The organism is Noviherbaspirillum sp. (genome assembly GCF_035654295.1).
Lineage (GTDB): Bacteria > Pseudomonadota > Gammaproteobacteria > Burkholderiales > Burkholderiaceae_D > Noviherbaspirillum.
Genome location: NZ_DASRXF010000225.1, coordinates 13,178 through 36,478, shown reverse-complemented (window position 1 = coordinate 36,478; position 23,301 = coordinate 13,178). Strand labels below are relative to the sequence as shown.

21 protein-coding genes are annotated in these 23,301 nt (G+C 64.2%); 12 read left to right on the top strand and 9 right to left on the bottom strand.

Annotation, left to right across the window (positions count from 1 at the left end):
• The 4 genes from VFF99_RS21180 to VFF99_RS21165 form a co-directional block, all read left to right on the top strand.
• The coding region (locus VFF99_RS21180; RefSeq protein ID WP_325020910.1) for a TonB-dependent receptor at positions 1-1,354 on the top strand (1,354 nt) is incomplete at its 5' end.
• The gene (locus VFF99_RS21175; protein ID WP_325020909.1) at positions 1,354-1,899 is read left to right on the top strand and encodes a YfiR family protein; all 546 of its coding nucleotides are present in this window, start codon (positions 1,354-1,356) and stop codon (positions 1,897-1,899) included. The genes VFF99_RS21180 and VFF99_RS21175, both read left to right, overlap by 1 nt.
• Complete coding sequence (locus VFF99_RS21170) at positions 1,896-3,797, top strand: putative bifunctional diguanylate cyclase/phosphodiesterase (RefSeq protein WP_325020908.1); 1,902 nt, start codon at positions 1,896-1,898, stop codon at positions 3,795-3,797. Before VFF99_RS21175 ends, VFF99_RS21170 begins: the two co-directional genes overlap by 4 nt.
• Positions 3,798-3,952: 155 nt before the next feature.
• Positions 3,953-5,110 carry a GNAT family N-acetyltransferase gene (locus tag VFF99_RS21165; protein WP_325020907.1) on the top strand — a complete coding sequence of 386 codons (1,158 nt, stop codon included), beginning with the start codon at positions 3,953-3,955 and terminating at the stop codon, positions 5,108-5,110.
• Positions 5,111-5,117: 7 nt separating this feature from the next.
• On the opposite strand, the gene VFF99_RS21160 is transcribed toward VFF99_RS21165, so the two are convergent.
• Positions 5,118-5,297 (bottom strand): hypothetical protein, encoded by a 180-nt coding sequence (locus VFF99_RS21160; RefSeq protein WP_325020906.1) that lies wholly within the window; start codon positions 5,295-5,297, stop codon positions 5,118-5,120.
• A 108-nt stretch (positions 5,298-5,405) separates the two neighbouring features.
• Entirely contained in the window at positions 5,406-6,041 is a 636-nt protein-coding gene (locus VFF99_RS21155; RefSeq protein ID WP_325020905.1) for a TetR/AcrR family transcriptional regulator, read from the bottom strand.
• A 138-nt stretch (positions 6,042-6,179) separates the two neighbouring features.
• On the opposite strand from VFF99_RS21155, the gene VFF99_RS21150 reads away from it, so the two are divergent.
• Positions 6,180-7,364 carry a lipid-transfer protein gene (locus tag VFF99_RS21150; RefSeq protein WP_325020912.1) on the top strand — a complete coding sequence of 395 codons (1,185 nt, stop codon included), beginning with the start codon at positions 6,180-6,182 and terminating at the stop codon, positions 7,362-7,364.
• 17 nt (positions 7,365-7,381) lie between these two features.
• Positions 7,382-8,524: an acyl-CoA dehydrogenase family protein gene (locus tag VFF99_RS21145; RefSeq protein WP_325020904.1), complete on the top strand. Its 1,143-nt coding sequence runs from the start codon at positions 7,382-7,384 to the stop codon at positions 8,522-8,524.
• Here the strand turns inward: VFF99_RS21145 and VFF99_RS21140 are convergent.
• The 7 genes from VFF99_RS21140 to VFF99_RS21110 form a co-directional block, all read right to left on the bottom strand.
• Complete coding sequence (locus VFF99_RS21140) at positions 8,505-10,142, bottom strand: methyl-accepting chemotaxis protein (protein ID WP_325020903.1); 1,638 nt, start codon at positions 10,140-10,142, stop codon at positions 8,505-8,507. The two genes, VFF99_RS21145 and VFF99_RS21140, sit on opposite strands and share 20 nt — an antisense overlap.
• Positions 10,143-10,407: 265 nt before the next feature.
• Positions 10,408-11,727 carry a TolC family outer membrane protein gene (locus VFF99_RS21135; RefSeq protein WP_325020902.1) on the bottom strand — a complete coding sequence of 440 codons (1,320 nt, stop codon included), beginning with the start codon at positions 11,725-11,727 and terminating at the stop codon, positions 10,408-10,410.
• Between the two features lie 43 nt (positions 11,728-11,770).
• On the bottom strand, positions 11,771-12,094 hold the full coding sequence (locus VFF99_RS21130; RefSeq protein WP_325020901.1) for a rhodanese-like domain-containing protein: 324 nt from the start codon (positions 12,092-12,094) through the stop codon (positions 11,771-11,773).
• A 7-nt stretch (positions 12,095-12,101) separates the two neighbouring features.
• Complete coding sequence (locus VFF99_RS21125; protein WP_325020900.1) at positions 12,102-12,764, bottom strand: protein-L-isoaspartate O-methyltransferase; 663 nt, start codon at positions 12,762-12,764, stop codon at positions 12,102-12,104.
• Positions 12,765-12,807: 43 nt separating this feature from the next.
• Positions 12,808-16,032, bottom strand: a complete 3,225-nt coding sequence (locus tag VFF99_RS21120; protein WP_325020899.1) for an efflux RND transporter permease subunit — start codon at positions 16,030-16,032, stop codon at positions 12,808-12,810.
• 12 nt (positions 16,033-16,044) lie between these two features.
• On the bottom strand, positions 16,045-17,193 hold the full coding sequence (locus tag VFF99_RS21115) for an efflux RND transporter periplasmic adaptor subunit (RefSeq protein ID WP_325020898.1): 1,149 nt from the start codon (positions 17,191-17,193) through the stop codon (positions 16,045-16,047).
• Between the two features lie 11 nt (positions 17,194-17,204).
• Positions 17,205-17,843 (bottom strand): TetR/AcrR family transcriptional regulator, encoded by a 639-nt coding sequence (locus VFF99_RS21110; protein ID WP_325020897.1) that lies wholly within the window; start codon positions 17,841-17,843, stop codon positions 17,205-17,207.
• 203 nt (positions 17,844-18,046) lie between these two features.
• Between VFF99_RS21110 and VFF99_RS21105 the strand changes: the two genes are divergently transcribed.
• From VFF99_RS21105 to VFF99_RS21080, 6 genes are all read left to right on the top strand, one after another.
• Positions 18,047-19,612: an efflux RND transporter periplasmic adaptor subunit gene (locus VFF99_RS21105; RefSeq protein WP_325020896.1), complete on the top strand. Its 1,566-nt coding sequence runs from the start codon at positions 18,047-18,049 to the stop codon at positions 19,610-19,612.
• Positions 19,612-20,340, top strand: coding sequence for an ABC transporter ATP-binding protein (locus VFF99_RS21100; protein WP_349256567.1), 729 nt, complete (start codon positions 19,612-19,614; stop codon positions 20,338-20,340). Before VFF99_RS21105 ends, VFF99_RS21100 begins: the two co-directional genes overlap by 1 nt.
• Positions 20,337-21,569: an ABC transporter permease gene (locus VFF99_RS21095; RefSeq protein ID WP_325020895.1), complete on the top strand. Its 1,233-nt coding sequence runs from the start codon at positions 20,337-20,339 to the stop codon at positions 21,567-21,569. The genes VFF99_RS21100 and VFF99_RS21095 overlap by 4 nt, the downstream gene beginning before the upstream one ends.
• Positions 21,562-21,822, top strand: coding sequence for a YkgJ family cysteine cluster protein (locus VFF99_RS21090; RefSeq protein ID WP_325020894.1), 261 nt, complete (start codon positions 21,562-21,564; stop codon positions 21,820-21,822). The genes VFF99_RS21095 and VFF99_RS21090 overlap by 8 nt, the downstream gene beginning before the upstream one ends.
• A 10-nt stretch (positions 21,823-21,832) precedes the next feature.
• Positions 21,833-22,384, top strand: coding sequence for a DUF1439 domain-containing protein (locus tag VFF99_RS21085; protein WP_325020893.1), 552 nt, complete (start codon positions 21,833-21,835; stop codon positions 22,382-22,384).
• An 83-nt stretch (positions 22,385-22,467) separates the two neighbouring features.
• Entirely contained in the window at positions 22,468-23,298 is an 831-nt protein-coding gene (locus VFF99_RS21080) for an undecaprenyl-diphosphate phosphatase (protein ID WP_325020892.1), read from the top strand.
• Positions 23,299-23,301 lie beyond the last annotated feature (3 nt).

The window sequence follows — 23,301 nt, the reverse complement described above, 5'->3', positions numbered from 1 at the left end:
CCGTGAAGACGGGCCAGACCTGTACTTCCCCGAATTCGATACGCCGGCCACGAACAATGGCGTCGCCCGCCGGCTGGACCACGACCGTGCGCAAAACCTGTTGCTGAAAGGGGCGGCCGGCGCCTGGAGCGTATCCCTTGCACATAGCGAGCGGACGAAAGGCATTCCGACCGCGTCCTATAGCCAGGCATTCAACGACGCTCGCGCGCGCACCGTCGATATCCAGAGCTTTGTCGACGCCAGCCATCGCGCGCAGCTCGCCGACGACGCCCAGCTGACCACCCGGTTGTTCTGGGGCCGCTACGATTACACCGGCGACTATGTGTACGACTACCCGCCGCTCACCCTCAACCGCGATGGCTCGCAATCCAGCTGGTGGGGCGCCGAGGGCAGACTGGTCACGACCCGCATCGCCGGCCACAAGCTGGTGATGGGCGCCGAGGTGCAGCGCGATTACCGGCAGCATCAGTTCAATTTCGACGCCGACCCTTTCGTGTCCAGGCTCGACGACCGCCGTGCCGGCAACCGTTTCGGCGTGTACCTGCAGGATGAGTTCGCGCTTCGCCCCAGCCTGCTGCTCAATGCCGGCGCGCGCTACGACCGCAGCTCCTCGACCGGGGACAGCAGCATCAATCCGCGGGTGGCGCTGATCCACAAGGCGAGCGAAGCGACGACCTACAAGGCCATGGCCGGCACCGCCTTCCGCGCGCCCAACGCCTACGAGCTGTACTACGAAATGCTCAGCGCCGGCGGGCAGAAATCGAATCCCGGCCTGAAAGCGGAACGCATCCGCACGCAGGAGCTGAGCGTCGAACACGCCGCTTCCCCGGAGTCTCGCCTGACTGCATCGGTGTTCCGCAACACGGTGTCCAACCTGATCACCCAGACGACCGATCCCGCCGACGGTCTGCTGGTATTCCGCAACCTCAACCGAGCGAGGGCATACGGCATCGAGCTCGAATGGGAAAGGGCGTGGACCGGCGGCGCGCGGTTGCGCACCAGCTACAGTTGGCAGCGGGCCAAGGACGTCGGCAGCGGCGCATTGCTGGTCAACTCGCCGCGCCACCTCGCCAAGTTCAACCTCAGCGCGCCCGTGCCGGGCACCGGATGGCGCAGCGGGGCAGAGGCCAGCTACGTCGGCAGGCGCGGCACGCTGCAGGGCGAAACCGGCGGCTACTGGCTCGCCAACCTGACCCTGTCCGCCATACGCCTGGCGCCGGGACTGGAACTGTCGGCAAGCATCTACAACCTGTTCGACCGCCGTTATGCCGACCCCGGTTCCGAGGAACATGTGCAGGATGCGATCGTCCAGAACGGACGCACCTTCCGGCTCAAGCTGGGCTACGCGTTCTGATGTCCGGCCTGTTCATCGCCACGCTGCGCAGGACCGTCGGCCGCCTGATGCCGGCGCTGCTCCTGCTGCCGCTGCCGGGTATGGCGGAGCCGGTGCCCGAATATGAGCTGAAGGCAGCCTTCGTGTACAACTTTGCGCTATTCACTGAGTGGCCGTCCGATACGGCGTATGAAGGGGGCACCTTGAACATCTGCGTCAATCCCGGCAGCGCCTTGCGCCACGCGCTGGCGGGGCTCAACGAAAAGGCCGTCAAGGGCCGCCGGGTTTCGGTGCGCCACCTCGCCGCGCTGGACACGCTGCGCGCCTGCCACGTGCTGTTCGTTGACGGAAACGACCGTGAACGTTGGGTGCAGATCAAGAAAGGCCTGGGCGGCGCGAGCGTGCTCACGGTATCCGATGACGACGAAATCGGCCACGACGGCAGCATCATCGCGCTGGGCGTGGACAACAAGCGCGTCGTATTCGACGTCGACACGCGCGCGGCAAGGCAGGCCCGTCTGGTGCTCAGTTCCAAGCTGCTGCGCCTGGCAAGGACAGTGCAATGAGCGCCGCGCACTACTCCCGGCCGCAGCGGCTTGGCCGCTGGATGGAACTGGCCAACCTGGTCACGGCCGGGGCCGCGCTGCTGCTTGCCAGCGTGCTGCTGATCCTGTTCCAGTTTTTCGCACTGCGCGGCGGACTGCTGGAAGACGTGAAGGTCCAGGCCAGGCTCATCGGCGAGAACAGTTCGGCTGCGCTGCTGTTCAACGACAGCAGGGCCAGCAACGAAACGCTGGCCGTGCTGGAGGGCTCGCCCAGCATCGAGGCGGCCGGCGTGTTCACCGCGGAACGCACACTGCTCGCATCGTACCGCCGCGACGGCGTATCGCTCGTCGCAACGCCGTCGCCGGCCCTGGTGGACGACGGACATCAATTCGGGTTCAACCAGCTCGAGGTCGCGCGGCGCGTGGAAATGGATGGCCGCGAGATCGGCGTGGTGGTGATCCGCGCCAGCCTGGAGCAGCTCTATGCCCGCCTCGTCGGTTATGCCGGCCTCACGCTCGCGATTGCGATGGGCTCGCTTGCCTTCGCCTACCTGCTGGTTGCGCGCATGCGCCGCCTCGTCAAGAGCGCCGAAGCCCATCTCGACTATCTGGCCCATGTCGACCCGGTGACCGGATTGCCGAACCGGCATGCCTTCAATGAATACCTCGCCATCGCCCTGGGCAAGGTGGACGAGCTCGGCGGCTGCGCCGGATTGCTGCTGCTGGACCTCGACAACTTCAAGATCGTCAACGACACGCTCGGACACCACAGCGGCGACAGCCTGCTCAAGCTGGTGGCCAGGCGCCTGGCCGAATGCCTGCGCGGCGGCGATGTGATCTGCCGCATCGGCGGCGACGAATTCGCGATCATCCTCGAACGATCCGAGGTTCCCAATGCGGCGGGCGTCGCGGAGAAGGTGCTGAACGTGCTGGCCGCACCCTTCGATGTCGACGGCCATGAGATCTATGCGACGGCCAGCGCCGGCATCAGCATCTATCCCGACGACGCGCCCGACCTGGAGACCCTGACCCGCAATGCGGACACCGCGATGTACCAGGCCAAAGGCAAGGGCAAGAATGCGTTCGAACAGTTCCACCCCGAACTGGACCATCGCGTGCAGAAACGCCTGTCGCTCGAAACCAAGCTGCGCAAGGCGCTAGACCGCGGCGAGCTGCTGCTGTATTACCAGCCGCAGGTCAACCTGCGCGACGGCCGGCTGGTCGGGCTGGAAGCGCTGCTGCGCTGGCAGCATCCCGAGCTGGGCATGATCAGCCCGGTGGAGTTCATCCCGGTTGCAGAGGACAGCGGACTGATCGTCCCGATCGGGCGCTGGGTCCTGCGCACCGCCTGCAAGCAGGCGGCGGCATGGCGCGAATCGGGACTGGGAGCGATTCCGGTGTCCGTCAACCTGTCGGCGCGGCAGACGCGCGACCCGAACCTGGTGCACGACATCATCGGCGCGCTGCGCGAGTTCGATATCCCGCCCAGCCAGCTGGAGCTGGAGATCACCGAAACCGTGCTGATGGATAACGTGCATGCCAACGTCGACCTGCTCAATCGGCTGCAGACGGAAGGCATCCGCCTGTCTATCGATGATTTCGGCACCGGCTATTCTTCGATGGCCTACCTCAAGCGCTTCCCGATCGACCAGGTCAAGATCGACCGCACCTTCGTGCGCGACATTCCCGGCGACGGCGACGACGAGGCGATCACCACCGCGATCATCGCCATGGCGCACAGCCTCGGCCTGTCGGTGGTGGCGGAAGGCGTGGAAACCGAAGAGCAGCTCAGCTTCCTGCGCAATGCCGGCTGCGACATCATGCAGGGCTATTATTTCGCCGAGCCGCGTCCCGCGGAACAGGTCGCCGCTTTCCTGCGCAGTCGCGCGGGTTTGCTGAGCACCGCGCCGCTGCGCTGAATTTCCTGCCTGCTCTTGAAGGGCCGCAACACTGTTGCGTTCCTGCAGGCCGCTTCTTGGTACAGCACAAACAGGCTGCGAAAAGCCGCCGTCCCTGCGATTGCCGATGCTAGTCTCAACCCGTGTCATGCAACTGGGAGACGGCCATTCCTGGCGTGAATGAATTGAATGAAGCCGCTGCAATGCAGGTCGTGCTGCCGGCAGCGGAACGTGCGGACGACGGCATCGTCGTCGAGCTGCGTGCAGCGGAACTGACGCCGGCAATCGACGCGGCGATGCAAGCGCGGTACGGCAACATCCACTCGACGTTCGCCCACCTGAGGATCTACGGCGGCCTGTCGGAGGTGACGCATACCTGCGTCGTGCGCCGGCAGGACCATGTGCTGGCGGCCTTCCTGCTGAGCAGGAAGGGCAGTGCAGTCCATGTCGTCAATGAAGGCATGGCAATCGACGAGGAAGATGCGGAGCGCCTTGCCGGCCATGTCTTTTCCGCCTGGCCGGATGTCCACGCCATCATCCTGCACGCGGTGCAGTCCGGCGTGCTCACGCTGCGCCGGCCGTTGCAGCAGCATGCCTGCACCGCGAACATCGTCCTGCCCCTGCCCGCCACCGCGGACGAGTACGTCGGCAGCCTCGGCAAGAACATGCGCCGCAACCTGCGCCGGTACATGGACAAGCTCAAGCGCGAGCATCCGTCGTTTAGTGTCGACATCGCGGAAAAGGACGCGGCGAGCGAGGAAGACATGCAGGCGATCATCGACCTGAACCGCGCGCGCATCGCCGGCAAGAACATCCGCTATGCGCTGGACGAGGAAGTGGACAAGGTGATTGCCCTTGTGCGCGAGTGCGGGATGGTGCTCGTGATGCGCATCGACGGCAAGGTGGCGGGCGGCAGCATCGGCTACTTCGCCGGCGGCAACTACTTCTTCAAGGTGATTTCCCACGACCCGCGCTACAACGAGTATTCCGCGGGCATCCTCTGCTGCTACCTGACGATCTGCGAATGCATCGCGCGCGGCTGCAAGGAATACAACTTCATGTGGAACGAGTACGAATACAAGTTTGCGCTCGGCGCCCATTCGCGCAGCCTGCACCACCTCGTACTGTACCGCTCGCGGCTGCATCTGCTGCTCCATCCGCGGCTGGCGCTTGGCAATGCCGCCGCAGCCTGGCGTCACCGCGCGCTATCGTTGTTCGACAGGGCGGACAAGGGCGAGAACCTCGGCAGGGGAGAGCGCATTGCCATGCGTATCCTCGATGCGATGCGGCAGGCGAAGCGCCGGCTCGGCGGTCTAGGCCGGACCAGAGGCTGACCGGGCGTCAGCTGTCTTGCTGCCCGTCGTCCTCTTGCTTGATGTCGGTCTGCGGTTCATTGCCCGGCTGTCTGCGGCGGTCGGGCGTGTCGCGCGCCACTGCACGGCGTTCCGCCATGCGCCGCTCACGGAACTCGTTCAGTTCGTAGCTGGCTTTTTCGTACAGTGTCTCGGGTTTGCTCATCATCGTCTCCAACCGGCCGATGTTGCCCGGCCATGACTGCAGTGTAGGCTCACTTATCCCGGCGGGTTTGATCTTGAGCAATGTTTCCTGCCATCGACGCCCGGATGTGTATCAGGCTTGCATCGCGAGCCGGAGCACCGCCGCGCGCGCGGCGCTTTCCAGGCCTGCGAGTTCCGGCCGGCTGGGCCGGTTGCGTACCCGGAACAGCATCAATCCTTCGATCTGGGCCACGATCAGCGCCGCCCTGAGCATGTATTCCTCGTCAGGAATCTCCGGCGACAGCCCCTGGATCAGCTTGTAGATCGCCTTGCGCTCACGCGACTGCATGCGCTCCATCAGCGTCGAGGCAAAGGTATTGCGCGTGGCGAGGGCCCAGAATTCGAAGAACATGCCGCGGATGACCGGATTGCCCAGCTCTTCCAGGAACATGTCGACCGTCGCCATGAACTGGTCGACACGCGAGGCGCCCTCCATCGATGCGGTGATGCCGTCTATACGTTCCTGGAACTGGTTGAGCGAATCGAGGAGCAGCGCCTCGACCAGCATGTCCTTGTTGCGGTAGTAGTGCTGCACATTGCTCAGGCTGACGCCGACATGGGCCGCCACGCGACGCATCGACAACCCGCCGTAGCCTTCCGACGCAAAGATTTCGCGCGCTGCCTGCAGGATGTCGTTGGCCCGCGCATAACCTTTCTCGGTGGTGCTTGAGGTCTTGCGTTGCAGTGATGTCTTGAGCGCGGGAGACATGGAGGGAAGTCAAAAAACGGACGCCGGATTATCGCATGCGGATTGACAGAATCGCCATGCGGCCTGTACGCTTCTAGTTTAGGTCATGTGACCTATAATGTCGATTCTCTGTTGAACCGCCACCGCATGGAGTGCATGATGAGCCGTAAAGTCTTCGTTTCGGGCGTCGGGATGATTCCCTTCGCCAAGCCGGGTGCGAGCGCGCCCTATGACCAGATGGGCGCCAGTGCCGCGCGGCTGGCATTGGCCGATGCCGGCATTGCCTACGAGGATGTGCAGCAGGCCTATGCCGGCTACGTGTACGGCGATTCGACGAGCGGCCAGAAGGCGCTGTATGGGGTCGGCATGACCGGCATCCCGGTCATCAACGTCAACAACAATTGCTCGACCGGATCGACCGCCCTGTTCCTGGCGCGGCAGGCCGTGGCGAGCGGCGCGGCCGAGTGCGTGCTGGTGCTCGGCTTCGAGCAGATGACACCCGGCGCGCTGAGCTCGGTGTTCAAGGACCGGCCGTCGCCCTTCGATGCCTTCGATGCCATCACCGACGAGCTGGTCGGCATGCCGGATATCCCGCTTGCCCTGCGCTATTTCGGCGGCGCCGGCCTGAGCCACATGAAGAAGTACGGCACGCCGCTGGAGACCTTCGCCAAGATCCGCGCCAAGGCAAGCCGTCATGCTGCGAACAATCCGCTGGCCCTGTTCCGCCAGGTGATCACCGCCGACGACGTGATGAACGCACCGGTAATCTGGCCCGGCGTGATGACCCGCTCGATGGCATGCCCGCCGACCTGCGGCGCCGCGGCGGCGGTGCTCGTCTCGGCGGACTTTGCGAAGGCAAAGGGCCTCGATACCCGCGTCCACATCGCCGCACAGGCGATGACCACGGATCGGCCCGGCACCTTCGAATCGCGCGACATGATGCGCGTGGTCGGTTACGACATGGCGAAGGAAGCGGCGTCGCGCGTCTACGAAGAGGCGGGCATCGGCCCCGACAGCCTGGACGTGGTCGAGCTGCACGACTGCTTCGCGCACAACGAACTGATCACCTATGAAGCGCTCGGCCTGTGCCCCGAAGGCGGCGCGGCGAAATTCGTCGATGACGGCGACAACACCTATGGCGGCAAGGTCGTGACCAACCCATCCGGCGGTCTGCTCTCCAAGGGGCATCCGCTCGGTGCCACCGGTCTTGCCCAGTGCTACGAACTGACGCACCAGTTGCGCGGAACGGCGGAGGCGCGGCAGGTCGAAGGCGCGCGCATCGCCCTGCAGCACAACCTCGGTCTCGGTGGCGCCTGCGTCGTCACCATGTATCGTGCCGCTTGAATCAAGGGAGACATCGCATGAACTATACCTCGCCCTGGACCAATCCCGAGATCGAAGGTTTCCGTGACGCCGTGCGCCGCTTCGTCGAAGCGGAAATCGTCCCGCACCAGGAGAAATGGCGCAAGCAGCAACATGTCGACCGCGACCTGTGGCGCAAGGCCGGCCAGCTCGGCATGCTGCTGGCCGACATCCCGGAGGAATACGGCGGCAGCGGCGGCAGCTTCGCGCATGAATGCGTGGTGTTCGAGGAGCTCGCCTATGCGGGCGACGTCTCGTTCGGTCTGCACGTGCATGCCATCGTTGCCAATTACCTGCTGCACCAGGGCACCGAGGAACAGAAACGCAAATACCTGCCGAAGCTGGCCTCCGGGGAAATGATCGCGGCCATCGCGATGTCCGAACCCGGCGCCGGCTCGGACCTGAAGAATATCCGTACTACCGCAGTTCGCGATGGCGACGGCTACCTGCTCAACGGCTCGAAGATCTTCATCTCCAACGGCTACCTCGCGGACCTCATCCTGGTGGTGGCCAAGACCGAGCCGGAGGCGGGCGCCAAGGGTATTTCGCTCATGCTGCTTGAAACGGGCAACTGCGGCGGATTCCGTGTCGGCCGCATTCTCGAAAAGATCGGCCAGAAAGGCCAGGATACCTGCGAGCTGTACTTTGACAATGCGCGCGTCGCGCCCGACGGCGTGCTGGGCGGCGTGGAAGGGAAGGGCTTCGCGCAGCTGATGAACGAGCTGCCCTATGAGCGCACGATCATCGGCGTGTCCGGCGTGGCCTCGATCGAGCGCGCGCTGCGCCTGACCATCGAGTACACGCGCGAACGCAAGGCTTTCGGGCAGGCGCTGATCGACATGCAGAACACGCGCTTCGTGCTGGCCGAAGCCAAGACCGAAGCCACCATCGCGCGCACCTTTATCGACCGCTGCGTCGTCGACATGCTGGAAGGGCGCATGGACACGGTGCTCGCGTCCATGGCCAAGTACTGGATCTCGGACCTGCAGTGCAAGGTGATCGACAACTGCCTGCAGCTCTTCGGCGGCTACGGCTACATGCTCGAATACCCGATCGCGCAGATGTATGCCGATGCGCGCGTGCAGCGCATCTACGGCGGCGCCAACGAGATCATGAAGGAAATCATCGCCCGTTCGTTATAGCGGCAACGCGCCGGCGTCCCTTCCCTGCAGCATGGGGCGCGACCTTGTTCGTCAGCAAGGTCAACGCCGGCGCGCCACCGGCGATCAGCTTGAAGGCGCCCACCAGCTGCGCCTGCTTCACCGCCTGCTCGCGCAGTGTCTCCGCCGCCGCGGCGGACTGTTCCACCAGCGCCGCGTTCTGCTGCGTGATCTCGTCCATCTGGTTGATCGCCTGGTTCACCTGCTCGATGCCCGCGCTCTGTTCGCGGCTGGCCGAGGTGATCTCGTTCATGATGTCGGTGACATGCTTCACCGAGGACACGATCTCGTTCATCGTCTTGCCGGCATCGTCCACCAGCGTGCTGCCGGCCTCCACCTGCTGCACCGACTCGTTGATCAGTTCCTTGATTTCCTTGGCCGCGCTTGCCGAACGTTGCGCCAGCGTACGCACTTCCGCGGCCACCACGGCGAATCCGCGGCCCTGTTCGCCGGCACGCGCCGCTTCCACCGCCGCGTTGAGGGCGAGGATGTTGGTCTGGAACGCGATGCCGTCGATGACGCTGATGATGTCGGCGATGCGGGTCGAGCTTTCCCGGATCGATGCCATGGTTTCCACGACTTTGCCGACGGCCTGGCCGCCCTTCACCGCGATGGCGGAGGTGGAGATCACCAGCTGATTCGCCTCTTGCGCGTTGTCGGCATTCTGGCGCACGGTGCTGGTCAGTTCTTCCATCGACGATGCAGTCTCTTCCAGTGAGCTCGCCTGCGATTCGGTGCGCGCCGACAAATCGGAATTGCCGGCCGCGATTTCCTGCGATCCCTTGTTGACGAGATCGGTCGCTTCCTTGATCTGGCCGACGAGCAGCTTCACATTGGTCTGCAGCACGCGCACCGCCTGCAGCACGCTGGAAATCTCGTCATCGCCTTCCGAGTGGATCTTGCAGCTCAGGTCGCCCGCGCTCATGCGATCGATGTCTTGCTTGGCGACCTCGAGGCGGGTGACGATGCCGCGGTACAGCACCAGGCCGGAGAGCAGGGTGAGGATGACGCCGAAACCGGAGAGGGCATGCGCCATGCTCGCCGGCGCCAGGATGTCGGCCAGGAACAGCGCGCCGATCGAGCCGAAGGCGATCGTCATCTTTGCCTTCAGCGACAGCTTCTGCAGGAAGTTGAGCCGCCGGAATGCAGAGCGTGTCACCGCACTGCCTTCCCGGATTTCGATGCGCTTGTCGCCCTCACGCACCGCCTTGTACGCCCGTTCGGCCGCGGCTACCTGCTCGCGGCTGGGCTTGATGCGGATCGAGGTGTAGCCGGCGATGCGTCCGTTTTCAATCAGCGGCGCGGCGTTGGCCTCCACCCAATAATGGTCGCCATTCTTGCAGCGGTTCTTGACGAGGCCCGTCCAGGCCTTGCCGGCCTGGATTGTGCGCCACATGTCGGCGAAGGCTTCGGGCGGCATGTCGGGATGCCGCACGATGTTCTGGGGTGCGCCGAGCAATTCGCCTTCGGTAAAACCGCTGACGTTGATGAAGTCCTGGTTGATGTAGGTGATGCGTCCCTTCAGGTCTGTCTTGGAGACGATGGTCTCCGTATCGTTCAGGATGTATTCGATTCCGGTTACAGGCAGGTTGGTACGCATGGGGCTCCGTCGGGAAGGCAGGGTGGTAATTTCAGGATTCCTTGATCTGGAGCAAGTTATGAGCCAGCCGGCTATGCTATTTCCACATGGAAACATTCACCTGAAACAGGCGTGTTCATACACGCTCCAACGCTAAAGCATAGGCACGCCGGTAAAAATTACACCGGGCAATTCTTGAAAGCAGGAATACCGATTCCGACAATCGGGATTTCAGGAGGGGGAGGAGATGCATCACGGCGGTGCGCCGTGATGCCGGGAGGGGAGTTTACTGCTGCAGCAGTGCGTTGACCTGAGCCAGGTCGTCTTCCTTCAGTGTGCCTGCCGCCGCCTTCAGTCGCAGGCCGTTGACGATGGTGTCGTAGCGCGCCTTCGAGAGGTCGCGGCGGGTCGAGAAGAGCTGCTGTTGCGCATTCAGCACGTCGATGTTGATGCGCACGCCGACTTGATACCCGAGACGATTGGATTCCAGGGCCGAGGTGCTGGAAACCTCCGCTGCTTCCAGCGCGCGTACCTGTGCCAGGCCGGCATTCACGCCGAGGAAGGCCTGGCGCGCGCCTTGCGCTGCCACGCGGCGCGCGTTCTCCAGGTCGGAGCGTGCCTTGTCTTCCAGGGCGATGGCTTCGCGCACGCGGCTGTCCACCGCAAAGCCGGCGAACAGCGGGATGCTCCATTGCACGCCGATGGCATTGTTGTCCGACACGCTGCCGGTCGGGCTGGTCGCGCTGCCGTTCTGGTTGTTGTGGCTGCGGCTGGCGACGAGGTCGACGGTCGGATAGTGGCCGGCGCGGTTGCGCTTGATCTCGCGCTGGGCGATCTCGAGCGCGAGCTGCTGGCCGACGACGCCGAAGTTGTTCTGTTCCGCGCTCTGCACCCAGATATCGACGCTTCCCGGTTCCGGCGTCGACAGCTTCACGCCGGGCCGCAGCGTAGCGAGCGCGCCGGCGGGCTTGCCGATGATCTGCTGGAGCGCGGTACGCTTGATTTCGAGGTCGTTCTGCGCGGCGAATTCCTGCGCCACCGCGAGGTCGTAGCGCGCCTGCGCTTCATGCGTATCGGTGATGGTGGCGGTACCCACCTCGAAGTTGCGCTTGGCCGATGCCAGCTGCTCGGTGATCGCCGTCTTCTGCGCCTGCACTGAGGCCAGCGCATCCTGCGAGGCCAGCACGTCGAAGTAGGCCTGCGACACGCGCACGATCAGGTCTTGCTGCGACTGCGCGAACTGCGCTTCGCTCACCGCGACCGACAGCTTGCCCTGCTGGTACTGCTCCCAGTTGGCCAGCCGGAACAGCGGCTGCGACAGCGAAACGGTATAGCCGCGCGAACTGAAGTCGCGGTTGGTGGTCAGGCCGGCGGAAGTCGCCTCCAGGTCGGAGCGGTTGTAGCTGCCGCCGATGCCGATAGTCGGGAGCAGGCCGGCCCGTCCTTGCGTCGACCGCTCCTGGCCGGCGGTGAGCTGCGCCCGCGCGCTGGCAAACGGGGCGTCGTTGGCAAGCGCTTCGCGGTACACCTGCATGAGGTCGAGCGCGTGCGCATTCAACGTCAGGAAGGAGCCGGCAAGCAGGGTGGCGATCACGGGTTTCCGCATTCAATTCTCCGGGGGCAATAAGGATTCGGTCTGTCAGTGTCTGTCAGTAGGTCGGCATGGTGCTGTCAACCTGCAGTGCCCAGGCATGGACGCCGCCGGTCAGGTTGGTCACTTGCGTGAAGCCGTTGCGTTCCAAAAAGGCGGCGACCGACATGCTGCGCGCGCCGTGATGGCAGATGCAGACAATCGGCGCGTCCTCTTCCAGTTCCTGCAGGCGTTCCGGGATCGAATGCATGGGAATCGGCAGCGAGCCGGGGATATGGCAGGTCTGGAATTCCCACGGCTCGCGCACGTCCAGCAGCACCGGCTTGGGCCGCGATTCGTCGGCGATCCAGGTCGCCAGTTCCGGTGCTGTTACGTGTTGCATGATGTCCTCAGAAGACGAAGTGGGAAGGTTTCTGGATCTCGCGCAGCGGGGTCACGTCGGTCTCGAACACCTTGACAGTGTCGTAGGCGGTGTCGGACACGCGGGTAATGATCTGGGCGTTCATGACCGGCGGTACGCCCACGATGGCGAAAATGCGGCCGCCGACCTTGATCTGCTTGAGGAAGGCATCCGGCAGCACCGGCAGCGAGCCGGAAATCACGATCACGTCGTAGGGTGCGTCGGTGCCCTGGTTCGCCCAGCCCTGCGCGCCGTTGCCCAGTACGACGTCGACGTTGGTGATGCCGTAGCTGGACAGGTTGTGCTCGGCGAAAGCCTTGAGCTCGGGATCGATCTCGACGGTCGTCACATGGCGCGCCTTGTGCGACAGCAGGGCGGCCATGTAACCGGAGCCGGCGCCGATCTCCAGCACGTTCTCGTGCTTCTTCGGGGCGATGTCTTGCACGATGCGTGCTTCCAGTTTCGGCGTGAACATGTATTCGCCGTTACCGAGCGGAATCTGGGTGTCCATGAAGGCCAGGTTCTTGTACGCCGCCGGAACGAAGTCTTCGCGCTTGACCACGGTCAGCAGGTCCAGGACCTCGGGATCGAGGACGTCCCAGGGGCGAATCTGCTGCTCGATCATGTTGAAACGGGCTTTTTCGATATTCATTTCGGCACTCGACAGGTTAAGAAGGAACAAACCCATCATTTTATCAAAGCGCATCCTCGTTTTTGCTCTGCGGAAGCATGATCGCAGGCGCGCCTTGATGCTGGTCAGGTGCGGCGGGTTGCCATTTGCGGCGCAGCCACGCTGCAAAATCGTCAAGATAGGTATAAATCACCGGCACCACGACAAGCGTCAGTATTGACGATGTAATAATGCCGCCGATCACCGCCTGGCCCATCGGCGCGCGCTGCTCGGAACCTTCGCCCAGGCCGAAGGCCAGCGGCACCATGCCGAACACCATGGCCAGCGTCGTCATCAGGATCGGGCGCAGGCGCACATGCGCGGCTTCGAGCAGGGCGGCGCTGCGTTCCATGCCTTCCCGGCGTGCCTGGTTGGCAAAGTCCACCAGCAGGATCGCGTTCTTGGTCACCAGGCCCATCAGCATCACGAAGCCGATGATCGAGAACAGGTTGAGCGTCGAACGGAAAAACATCAGCGCCAGGAACACGCCGATCAGGGTCAGCGGCAGCGAGGACATGATGGCCAGCGGCTGCAGGAAGCTGGCGAACTGCGAGGCGAGGATCATGTAGATGAAGATCACCGCCAGCAGCAGCGCCGACATCGCATAGCCGAAGGATTCCTGCATGTTCTTGGTAGAGCCGCCGAGCTGGTAGCGGTAGCCCGGCTGCCAGTTGATACTGTCGAGCGCCCGCTTCACATCCGCGCTGACTTCGCCGGCGGAACGCCCGACCACGTTGGCCGACAGTTCCACCTCGCGGTTCAGGTCGCGGCGGTTGATCTGGTTGGCCCCGGTGGACGGCGCGATCGTCGCTACCTGACGCAGTGGCACCATCTTCGGCGAGCCGTCGGCGTTTACCTGGGAGCTGGCCAGCATCAGGCGCGACAGGTCCTCGGCATTGTTGCGGTCGCTCGGCGACAGGCGCACCTTGACGTCGTAGTTTTCTTCGTCCGGCGCGCGCCACGTCGTGGCCGCCTCGCCCGCCAGCAGCGGACGCAGCGCCATGCCGATCTGCGCCACGCCCACGCCGAGGTCGGCGCCGATGTCGCGCTTGGGCTCGACCGCGATGGTCGGCTTTTCCGCCTTCAGGCTGGAATCGAGGTCGACCAGGCCGGGAATGGCGCGCATCTTGTCCATCGCTTCGTCGGTTAGCCGGGCCAGCTCCTTCAAGTCCGTGCCTTGCAGGCTCAGGCGCAACTGCTTGACGTCGCCGCCCACGCCTTCGAGCGAGCCGATGTGGGTGACGGTGATGCCGGCGACCTGGCGCAGGCGATCACGCAGCGGCACGCTCATCTGGATCGTGCTGCGCGAGCGCTCCGCACGCGGTACCAGGCGCACGTAGGAAGTCACGTAGTTCTTGCCTTGCGCCTGGCCGGTGTTGATGGTGGTGTAGATGTCGCGCACTTCCGGGAACTCGCGCAGCACCGCTTCCACCTGGCGCGCCTTGGTCTCGGTGAATTCCAGCGAGGAGCCGACCGGAGTGTAGAAGGTGACGCCGGTTTCCGAGTAATCCGGCTGCGGCACGAATTCGGTGCCGACCAGCCCCGCCACCGGAATCGCACAGCCCGCGGCAAAGGTGGCGATGGCGATGCCGAGCGTCTTGCCGCGATGCCTGAGCGACCAGTCCAGCATCTCGCGGTAGGTGCGCGACATCCACTGCACGAGACGGTCGAACTGGTGCAGCACGCGGCCGATGGTGCGGTCGTACAGGTTGCGCTTGCCGCCGTGTTCACCATGGACGGCAGGATCAGGCCAGATGGAAGACAGCATCGGATCGAGCGTGAACGACACGAACATCGAGATCAGTACCGCCGCCGTCACGGTGATGCCGAACTGGTGGAAGAAGCGGCCGATGATGCCGCCCATGAAGCCGACCGGCAGGAAGACCGCGACGATGGAGAAGGTGGTCGCGAGCACCGCGAGGCCGATTTCCTTCGTGCCTTCGAGCGATGCGGTCTTGTGGTCCTTGTATCGCCCGTTCACTTTCATGCCGGCATGGCGCACGATGTTTTCGCGCACGACAATGGCATCGTCGATCAGCAGGCCCACGCACAGCGACAGTGCCATCAGCGTGATCATGTTGATGGTGAAGCCGAACATGTACATGAACAGGAAGGTGCCGATCAGCGCTACCGGCAGGGTGAGGCCGGTGATGACGGTCGAGCGCCAGGAATTGAGGAACAGGAACACGATCAGGATGGTCAGCACCGCGCCTTCCAGCATCGTGCGGCGCACGTTCTCCACGCCGACCTTGATCTGGCGCGAGCTGTCCTGGATCACATCCACTTTCACGCCCGGATACAGCGCCTGCAGGCGCGGTTCGAGCTCCTTCAGTGCTTCCTTCAGCCCGTCGGCCACGTCGATGGTGTTCTGGCCCTGCGCCTTCTGGATTGCCAGCGCCAGCGTGCGCTGGCCGTTGTAGAGCGCGAGGCTTTCCTGCTCTTCCTGGCCGTCGACCACGGTGGCGACCTGCGACAGCAGCACCGGCTGGCCGCCGCGGCGAGCGACGATGATGCGGCCGAAGTCTTGCGGGTTCTTCACCTTGCCCTGGATCTGCACCACCTTTTCATCGGCAGAGGAGCGGATCGCGCCGGTCGGCAGTTCCTGGTTCTCGTTGCGCAGCGCGTTGATCACCTGGTCGATGCCGATACCGAGCGCTTCCATCTCGCCCGGCTTCACGTAGATCTGGATCTCGCGCTTGACGCCGCCCACCAGTGCCACCGAACCGACGCCGCGCACGTTTTCCAGGCGCTTCTTGATCACCTGGTCGGCGATCGTGGTCAGCTCGCGCAGGTCGCGCTCCCTGGCCTTGGCGTCGCTGGTGATCGACAGCGCCAGGATGGGCCGGTCGGCCGGGTCGTAGCGCATCACCCGCGGTTCCTTCACTTCCTTGCGGAAGATGGTCTTCACCATCGCCACCTTCTCGCGCACGTCCTGCGCGGCCTGGGCCGGGTCGATGGTCAGGTCGAACTCGATGATGACGACCGAACTGCCTTCGTAGGAGCGGGAAAAAAGGTTCTTGATGCCGTTGATGGTATTGACGGATTCCTCGACCTTGCGCGTGATGTCGGACTCGACGGTCTCGGGCGAAGCGCCCGGATAGTCGGTCTGCACCACGACCACCGGGAAGGTCACATCCGGGAACTGGTCGACGCGCAGGCGCTGGTAGGAAAACAGGCCCAGCACGACGAACGCCACCATCATCATGGTGGCGAGGACCGGGTTGCCGATGCTGATGCGGGTGAACCACATGGGATGCTGGCCTTATTGGGCCGGCGCAGCGGCGCCGGCAGCCTGGGTGATCTTTACCGGCGTGCCGGCGCGCAGCACGCCAAGGTTGGCCCTGACGATCTGTGCGCCGCTCGCCAGCCCCTCGACAATCTCTACCGCGCCGCCTCCGCCATCGTCGCCGCTGATGCCGACAGTCACCGGCTTGCGCGCCAGCTTGCCGTCTTCGATGGCATAGACATACTGGCGCCCGGCATCGGCATGCACCGCGCCCTGCGGCACCGTGAGGACGCCGGATTTCTTCGCCGTCGTCAGTTGCGCCTCGGCGAACATGCCCACGCGCAGCGCGCCCTGCGGGTTCTCGACCTGGATGTAGGCCATGATCGAGCGCGAGCCGGCCTGCGTCGACGGATTGATGCGCACCACCTTGCCGGTGAGCGTCTTGGGCAAGCCTTCGACCTTGACCTGCACTTCCTGGCCGAGCGAGACGTGGGCGATGTCCACGGCGGGCACCGCAGCTTCCAGTTCCATCTGGCCGAGGTCGACCACGTCCAGCAAGCGGTTGTCCGGCGATACCTTTTCGCCCGGCTGCACCATGCGCATGCTGACCAGGCCGGATATCGGCGCCTTGATCACCGTATCCGCCAGGGCCTTCTGCGCCACGTCGAGGGCGGCGCGTGCCGATTCGACATTGGCGGCGGCGATCCCGTACTGGCTCTCCGCGTTATCGAAGGCCGTCTTGGAAATGAAGCCCTTGTCGAGCAGCGCCTTGTTGTTGTCGCGCGTCTTGGTGGCGATCTCCAGTTGTCCGCGCGCCGCCTGCAGGGCGCCCCGGGCCTGTTCCACGCGCGCCTGATAGTCGCTCGTATCCATCTTGACCAGCACCTGCCCCGCCTTGACCGCCTCGCCTTCGCGCACCAGCACTTCCCGCACTTCGCCGGCCACGCGCGCCTTGACGCTGACCTGGTTGACCGCGCGCAGCGAACCGGTGAGCGGCATCAGCTGGCGCAAGTCATTGGCCTTGACCGTCATGAGGTCGGTGGGCAGGAATTCCATTACCGCCGGCGCCTGCGCGGCGTTCTGGACGGGCGCCGCCTTGTTCGGCTTCTTCAGCATGGCGCCCGCCACACCGGCGGCGAGCAGCAGGATGGCCAGGGTGATCCAGAAAGCGCGGCGCTTGAACATGGGGTATCCGGTCAGCGGGAGGGTTGGGCAATCATGCCGTGCAGGAACATGTCGACGAAACTGTTCAGATAATCTTCCGGCGATACCTGGTCCTGGCGGCAGGTGCTGAAGGAATGTTTCCACATCATCAGCATGATCATGGGCGAGCAGATGACACGGGTTGCCTGATGAATATCGACCGGCCGGAATTCGCCGCGCTGCACGCCGCGTTCCAGCATCCGCGCGATCATTGCCTCGCCGCGCCGGATCACTTCGTCGTGGTAAAACTGCGTGACTTCCGGGAAATTGCTCGATTCGGCCATCATCAGCTTGGTGATGCCCGACAGCTTGGTGGCCCCGATGCGCTCCCACCATCCCAGCACAATTTCCCGGAACAAGTCCACGGTGCTGCCTTCATAGGCTTCGACGATGCCTTCCGCCTCGCCGAGCACCGGCACCACGTTTTCGCGCACCACGGCCTTGAACAGTTCTTCCTTGTTCGTGAAGTAGAGGTAGAGTGTGCCCTTGGAAACACCGGCCCGCGCCGCCACATCATCGAGGCGTGTCGCGGCAAACCCCTTCTCGACGAACAGGTCGAGGGCGGCGGCAAGCAATTCCTGGGGACGGGCATCCTTGCGCCGCTCCCAGCGTTTCTTCAGGGGACAATTCATGGTGGATGGGAGGAACCAAATAACTTACTTACGAGTCAGTAATATAAGCGCCAATCATGGCACCGTCAAGCGCGGTCTTGATTGCATACATCTCCGGGCACAGCGACAGACGCGGTTACATAACGAAAAGAAGCAGCTGTCGCAAGCCGGTAGAATCGCCAACATCCTTCGTGCAGAATCGTTTTTCTCCGTTTACTCCGTTTATGAATTTGACTAGAAAGTGGTGGACCTGGGTCGCCGTCGTCGCCATCCTCATCGCCGGTGGCCTCGGATTCCGGTACTGGCAGCAGCAGAACGGAACACCCCAGTACAAGACCGGCAAGGTGGAGAAGGGCGCCATCACCGCCAGCGTTTCCGCCTCCGGCACCTTGAGCCCGGTGGTCCAGGTGCAGATCGGCTCGCAGGTCTCGGGCCAGCTGCGCGACGTGCTGGTCGATTTCAACAGCGAGGTCAAGCAGGGCCAGCTGATCGCTCGCATCGATCCGCAGACCTTCGAGACGCGCGTGCAGCAGGCGCAGGCGGACGTGGACGCGGCGCGTGCGCAGGTCATGACGCAGCAGGCCAATATCGCCGCGCAGCGCGCGGCCCTCGCCAAGGCCGAGGTCGACCTCGCCGAAGCGAAGCGCGACCTGGAACGCAAGCAGCAGCTGGTGGACAAGGGCTTCATCTCCGGCGCCGAGCGCGACAAGGCAATGGCAACTTTCAACTCCGCCACCGAGCAGGTCAACACCGCCCGTGCGCAGTCCAATGTGGCCGCGGCCGGGCTGCGTAACGCCGAAGCCGTGGTCAAGCAGCGCGAGGCGGCACTGGCGCAGGCAAGGATCGATCTCGGCCGTACCGAGATCCGCGCCCCGGTCAACGGCGTGGTGATCAAGCGCAGCGTCGAGCGCGGCCAGACCGTGGCCGCCAGCCTGCAGGCGCCGGAACTTTTCGTGATCGCGGAAAATCTGACCGACATGCAAGTCGATGCCTCCATCGACGAATCCGAGATCGGCCGCATCCGCATCGGCCAGAAATCCACCTTCACCGTCGACGCCTTCCCCGGGCGGAACTATGAAGGCACGGTCAAGCAGATCCGCAAGGCGGCGCAGAATGTGTCCAACGTCGTCACCTATACCGTGGTCATCAGCGCCGCCAATCCCAGCCGTGAACTGCTCCCCGGCATGACTGCCAACGTGCGCGTCGTCACCGACACGCGCAGCGACGTGCTGAAGGTAGTCAACGCGGCCTTGCGCTTCCGTCCGCCGGGAGCGGCCAATGAGCGTTCCGCCGCGCAGCCTGACGCTGCCCCTGCCAATGCCGGCGGCCAGATGAAAGCCATGCGCGAACGCCTGGAGAAGGACCTGCAGCTGGACGACAGCCAGAAGGCGAAGCTGGATGCGATCTACGCCGGCATGCGCGAAAAGTTCATGGCCCTGCGCGATGCCCCCGAGGGCGATCGCCAGAAGGCGGCCGAGCGCAACCGCAGCGAGCTGCGCGCGCAGATCATGGACATGCTCAATCCCGAGCAAAAGAAGAAATACGAGCAGATCGTCGCCGAGGGCGGCGACCGGCGCGGCAGCGGCGCACGCGGCCGCATCTATGTGCTCGACGACAAGAAGCAGCCGAAGCCGGTGGAGGTCCGCCTCGGTCTGAGCGACGGCACGACCACCGAAGTGATCTCGCCCGATATCCGGGAGGGCATGGAAGTCATCACCGGCACCGCGCAACCGCAGCAGGCGGAAGGCGCGCGCTCGCGCCCGGCCGCACCCGGACCGAGGTTGTTCTGATGTCGCTCATCCGGACCGCCGGGCTGGCCAAGGAGTACGTGATGGGCACCAACGTCGTGCATGCGCTGCGCGGCGTCTCGGTCGACATCGGGGAAGGCGAGTTCGTCGCCATCATGGGCGCCTCCGGCTCCGGCAAGTCGACCTTCATGAACCTGCTCGGCTGCCTGGACCGTCCGACCTCGGGCGAGTATTTCCTGGCGGGCGAACCCGTCGCCACCATGAGCGCCGACGCGCTGGCCGCGATCCGCAACCGGCGCATCGGCTTCGTGTTTCAGCAATTCAACCTGCTGCCGCGCACCAGCGCGCTGGACAACGTCGAACTGCCCTTGCTGTATGCCGGCGTGCCTGCCGCGGAGCGCCGGCAGCGGGCGGCGCAGCGCCTGGCCGAAGTCGGCCTCGGCGGGCGCGCCGACCATCATCCCGCGCAATTGTCCGGCGGCCAGCAGCAGCGCGTCGCCATTGCCCGCGCGCTGGCCAACAATCCCTCGCTCATCCTCGCCGACGAACCGACCGGCGCGCTCGACTCGCGCACCAGCATCGAAATCATGGCGCTGCTGCAAAAGCTCAACCGCGACGGCATGACCATCGTGATGGTGACGCACGAGCACGATGTCGCGGCATTCGCTTCGCGCATCGTGACCTTCCGCGACGGTCACGTCATCTCGGATGAAGCCAACCAGCCCAACGATGCGCAGGCGGAACTAACCCGAAGCGGAGCAAGCGCATGAATTTGCTCGCCACCATCCGTATCGCCCTGAACGCGCTGCGCGTAAACAAGCTGCGCTCCATCCTCACCATGCTCGGCATCATCATCGGCGTGGCGGCGGTGATCACCATGATCGCCGTCGGCGCCGGCGCGCAGCAGCGCGTGGAAGAGCAGATCAAGAACCTCGGCTCGAACCTGATGATCATCCTGCCGGGTTCCACTACCTCCTCCGGTGTGCGCCTCGGCGCCGGCGCGAACCAGAGCCTGACCGACGACGATGCCGCAGCCATCGTGCGCGAGATTCCCGAAGTGCAGGTCGCCGCGCCCTCCAACCGCCGCACCGAGCAGGTGGTGGCGAGCGGCGCCAACTGGTCGACCTCGATCTATGGCGTCAACCCGGATTACTTCGAGGCGCGCGAATGGCCGCTGCAGTCCGGCCGCATGTTCGATCAGGCCGAACTGAGCGGCAATGCGAAGGTGGCATTGATCGGCCAGACGGCGGCCAAGCAACTGTTCGGCGACCTCGATCCGGTCGACCAGACCATCCGCATCCGCAAGGTGCCGTTCACCATCATCGGCGTGCTGGAACGGAAAGGGCAGAGCATGATGGGGCAGGATCAGGATGACGTCGTGATGCTGCCGTTGAGCACCGCGCGCAACCGGCTGTTCGGCAATACCCAGGGCAAGCTGCGGCGCGTCGGCACGATACAGGTGAAGGTGCGCGAGGGCGCCAGCATGCAGGTGGCCGAGGAAAGGATCCGCGAACTGCTGCGGCAGCGCCAGCGCACCCAGCCCGGCCAGGACGATGCGTTCACCGTGCGCAACCTGACCGAACTGCTGCAGGCGCAGGAAGAGTCCTCGCGCATCATGACGCTGCTGCTGGCGGCGGTTGCTTCGGTATCGCTGCTGGTGGGCGGCATCGGCATCATGAACATCATGCTGGTCTCGGTGACCGAGCGCACGCGCGAGATCGGCTTGCGCATGGCGGTGGGCGCGCGCGGGTCGGACATCCTCACGCAATTCCTGGTCGAGGCGATGACGCTGTCTTTGATCGGCGGCTTCGCCGGCATCGTTCTCGGCGTGACCGGCTCCTGGCTGGTCGGGGAGATGACCGGCTGGGCCACGCGCATGTCGCCGGAATCCATTGTGCTGGCCGTCGGATTCTCCGCCGGCATCGGCATCTTCTTCGGCTTCTATCCGGCACGCAAGGCCGCGTCCCTGCTGCCGATCCAGGCCTTGCGCTATGAGTAAATCAATATGCCGTCCCGGCTGCGGCGCTTGCTGCATCGCGCCTTCAATTTCTTCGCCGATTCCCGGGATGCCACACGGCAAGCCGGCTGGCGTCCGCTGCATCCAGTTGAATGACCTGAACCAATGCATGATCTTCGGCAAACCGGAACGGCCCGCAGTGTGCGAGAGTCTACAGCCATCGACGGAGATGTGCGGCGGGACACGCGAGTACGCGATGCATTACCTGGCCCGCCTCGATGAATTGACATCCTGACGGAGATTCGATGAAACGACGGTTTGCTGCATTCGGAGCCGTAGCGGCGGCATTGTTCCTCGCCTCCTGCGCCACGCTGCTCGGGCCGCGCAATGTCGAGATCCCCCTGGCGAAACTGCAGGAAGCGATCTCGGGCCGGTTCCCTTTCAACAACCGCTTCCTTGAACTGCTCGACATCCGCGTGACCAATCCGCGGGTGGCGCTGCAGCCGGACGCCAATCGCATCCTGACCAGCATGGATGCCTCGATCGCGCCGCCTTTCCTGAACCGCACCTGGAACGGCAACCTCGCCGTCTCGGGCCAGCTGCGCTTCGATCCGGCGCGCAGCGCGCTCGTGCTCGCCGAGCCGCGCGTCGAGACCTTTAATGTCAGCGGCCTCGATCCGCTGTACGCGAATCAGATCACGCGCGTCGGCGGCCTGCTGGCCGAACAGCTGCTGAAAGATATCCCTTTGTACACCTTCGGACCGGACGAACTCCGCTATGGCGGGACACGCTTCAATCCGACCACAATCACGACCAGAAGCAACGGTCTCGTGGTAACCTTTGAGCCGGCCCGCTAGCGGGTTGTCTCTCTTTCGCAGCGCTCGAAACCCGCGCCCCGGCGGGTTTTTTGTTGATCGAATAACGTACTAGAAAAGCATTCATGGATGTCACGCTCGCGCTCAAGGCGCTCATCATGGGAATCGTCGAAGGCCTGACCGAATTCCTCCCGATTTCTTCCACCGGCCACCTGATCCTTACCGCCAGCCTGCTCGACTTCACCGGCGAGAAAGTGAAAGTCTTCGAGATCGCGATCCAGGCCGGGGCCATGCTCGCGGTGTGCTGGGAATATCGCGTCAGGATCGCCAGCGTGCTGACGGGCCTGTTCAGCGATCCCAAGGCACAGCGCTTCGCGCTGAACGTCCTCATCGCCTTCACGCCGGCCGCCGCCCTCGGTTTCCTGTTCAACAAGGCCATCACTGCAAAGCTGTTCTCGCCGGTGCCGGTGGCCCTGGCATTCATCGTCGGCGGCTTCGTCATCCTGTGGGTGGAAAAGCGCAACAAGACGGCGCCCAAGGCGCGCGTGGAATCGGTCGACGACATGACGGCACTCGACGCGCTGAAGGTCGGCATCGCGCAGTCGTTCGCGCTGATCCCCGGCACCAGCCGCTCCGGCGCCACCATCATCGGCGGCATGCTGTTCGGCCTGTCGCGCAAGGCGGCCACCGAATTCTCGTTCTTCCTCGCCATCCCGACCCTGTTCGGCGCGACCATCTATTCCGTGTACAAGCAGCGCGACCTGCTGTCCGCGGTGGACCTGCCGTGGTTCGGCGTGGGCGCGGCGGCGTCCTTCGTCTCCGCCTTCCTGTGCGTGCGCTGGCTGCTGCGCTACATCAGCTCGCACGACTTCACGATCTTCGCCTGGTACCGCATCGTGTTCGGCATTATCGTCATCGCCACCGCATACGCCGGTGTTGTGGAGTGGGTGCATTAAAAT

What these genes read in the sequence shown, in the direction of transcription:
- VFF99_RS21175 (WP_325020909.1), top strand. Translation starts at nt 1,354, where the DNA reads ATGTCCGGCCTGTTCATCGCCACGCTGCGCAGGACCGTCGGCCGCCTG.
- VFF99_RS21170 (WP_325020908.1), top strand. Translation starts at nt 1,896, where the DNA reads ATGAGCGCCGCGCACTACTCCCGGCCGCAGCGGCTTGGCCGCTGGATG.
- VFF99_RS21160 (WP_325020906.1), bottom strand. Translation starts at nt 5,297, where the DNA reads ATGATGAGCAAACCCGAGACACTGTACGAAAAAGCCAGCTACGAACTG.
- VFF99_RS21155 (WP_325020905.1), bottom strand. Translation starts at nt 6,041, where the DNA reads ATGTCTCCCGCGCTCAAGACATCACTGCAACGCAAGACCTCAAGCACC.
- VFF99_RS21150 (WP_325020912.1), top strand. Translation starts at nt 6,180, where the DNA reads ATGAGCCGTAAAGTCTTCGTTTCGGGCGTCGGGATGATTCCCTTCGCC.
- VFF99_RS21145 (WP_325020904.1), top strand. Translation starts at nt 7,382, where the DNA reads ATGAACTATACCTCGCCCTGGACCAATCCCGAGATCGAAGGTTTCCGT.
- VFF99_RS21140 (WP_325020903.1), bottom strand. Translation starts at nt 10,142, where the DNA reads ATGCGTACCAACCTGCCTGTAACCGGAATCGAATACATCCTGAACGAT.
- VFF99_RS21135 (WP_325020902.1), bottom strand. Translation starts at nt 11,727, where the DNA reads ATGCGGAAACCCGTGATCGCCACCCTGCTTGCCGGCTCCTTCCTGACG.
- VFF99_RS21130 (WP_325020901.1), bottom strand. Translation starts at nt 12,094, where the DNA reads ATGCAACACGTAACAGCACCGGAACTGGCGACCTGGATCGCCGACGAA.
- VFF99_RS21125 (WP_325020900.1), bottom strand. Translation starts at nt 12,764, where the DNA reads ATGAATATCGAAAAAGCCCGTTTCAACATGATCGAGCAGCAGATTCGC.
- VFF99_RS21120 (WP_325020899.1), bottom strand. Translation starts at nt 16,032, where the DNA reads ATGTGGTTCACCCGCATCAGCATCGGCAACCCGGTCCTCGCCACCATG.
- VFF99_RS21115 (WP_325020898.1), bottom strand. Translation starts at nt 17,193, where the DNA reads ATGTTCAAGCGCCGCGCTTTCTGGATCACCCTGGCCATCCTGCTGCTC.
- VFF99_RS21110 (WP_325020897.1), bottom strand. Translation starts at nt 17,843, where the DNA reads ATGAATTGTCCCCTGAAGAAACGCTGGGAGCGGCGCAAGGATGCCCGT.
- VFF99_RS21105 (WP_325020896.1), top strand. Translation starts at nt 18,047, where the DNA reads ATGAATTTGACTAGAAAGTGGTGGACCTGGGTCGCCGTCGTCGCCATC.
- VFF99_RS21100 (WP_349256567.1), top strand. Translation starts at nt 19,612, where the DNA reads ATGTCGCTCATCCGGACCGCCGGGCTGGCCAAGGAGTACGTGATGGGC.
- VFF99_RS21095 (WP_325020895.1), top strand. Translation starts at nt 20,337, where the DNA reads ATGAATTTGCTCGCCACCATCCGTATCGCCCTGAACGCGCTGCGCGTA.
- VFF99_RS21090 (WP_325020894.1), top strand. Translation starts at nt 21,562, where the DNA reads ATGAGTAAATCAATATGCCGTCCCGGCTGCGGCGCTTGCTGCATCGCG.
- VFF99_RS21085 (WP_325020893.1), top strand. Translation starts at nt 21,833, where the DNA reads ATGAAACGACGGTTTGCTGCATTCGGAGCCGTAGCGGCGGCATTGTTC.
- VFF99_RS21080 (WP_325020892.1), top strand. Translation starts at nt 22,468, where the DNA reads ATGGATGTCACGCTCGCGCTCAAGGCGCTCATCATGGGAATCGTCGAA.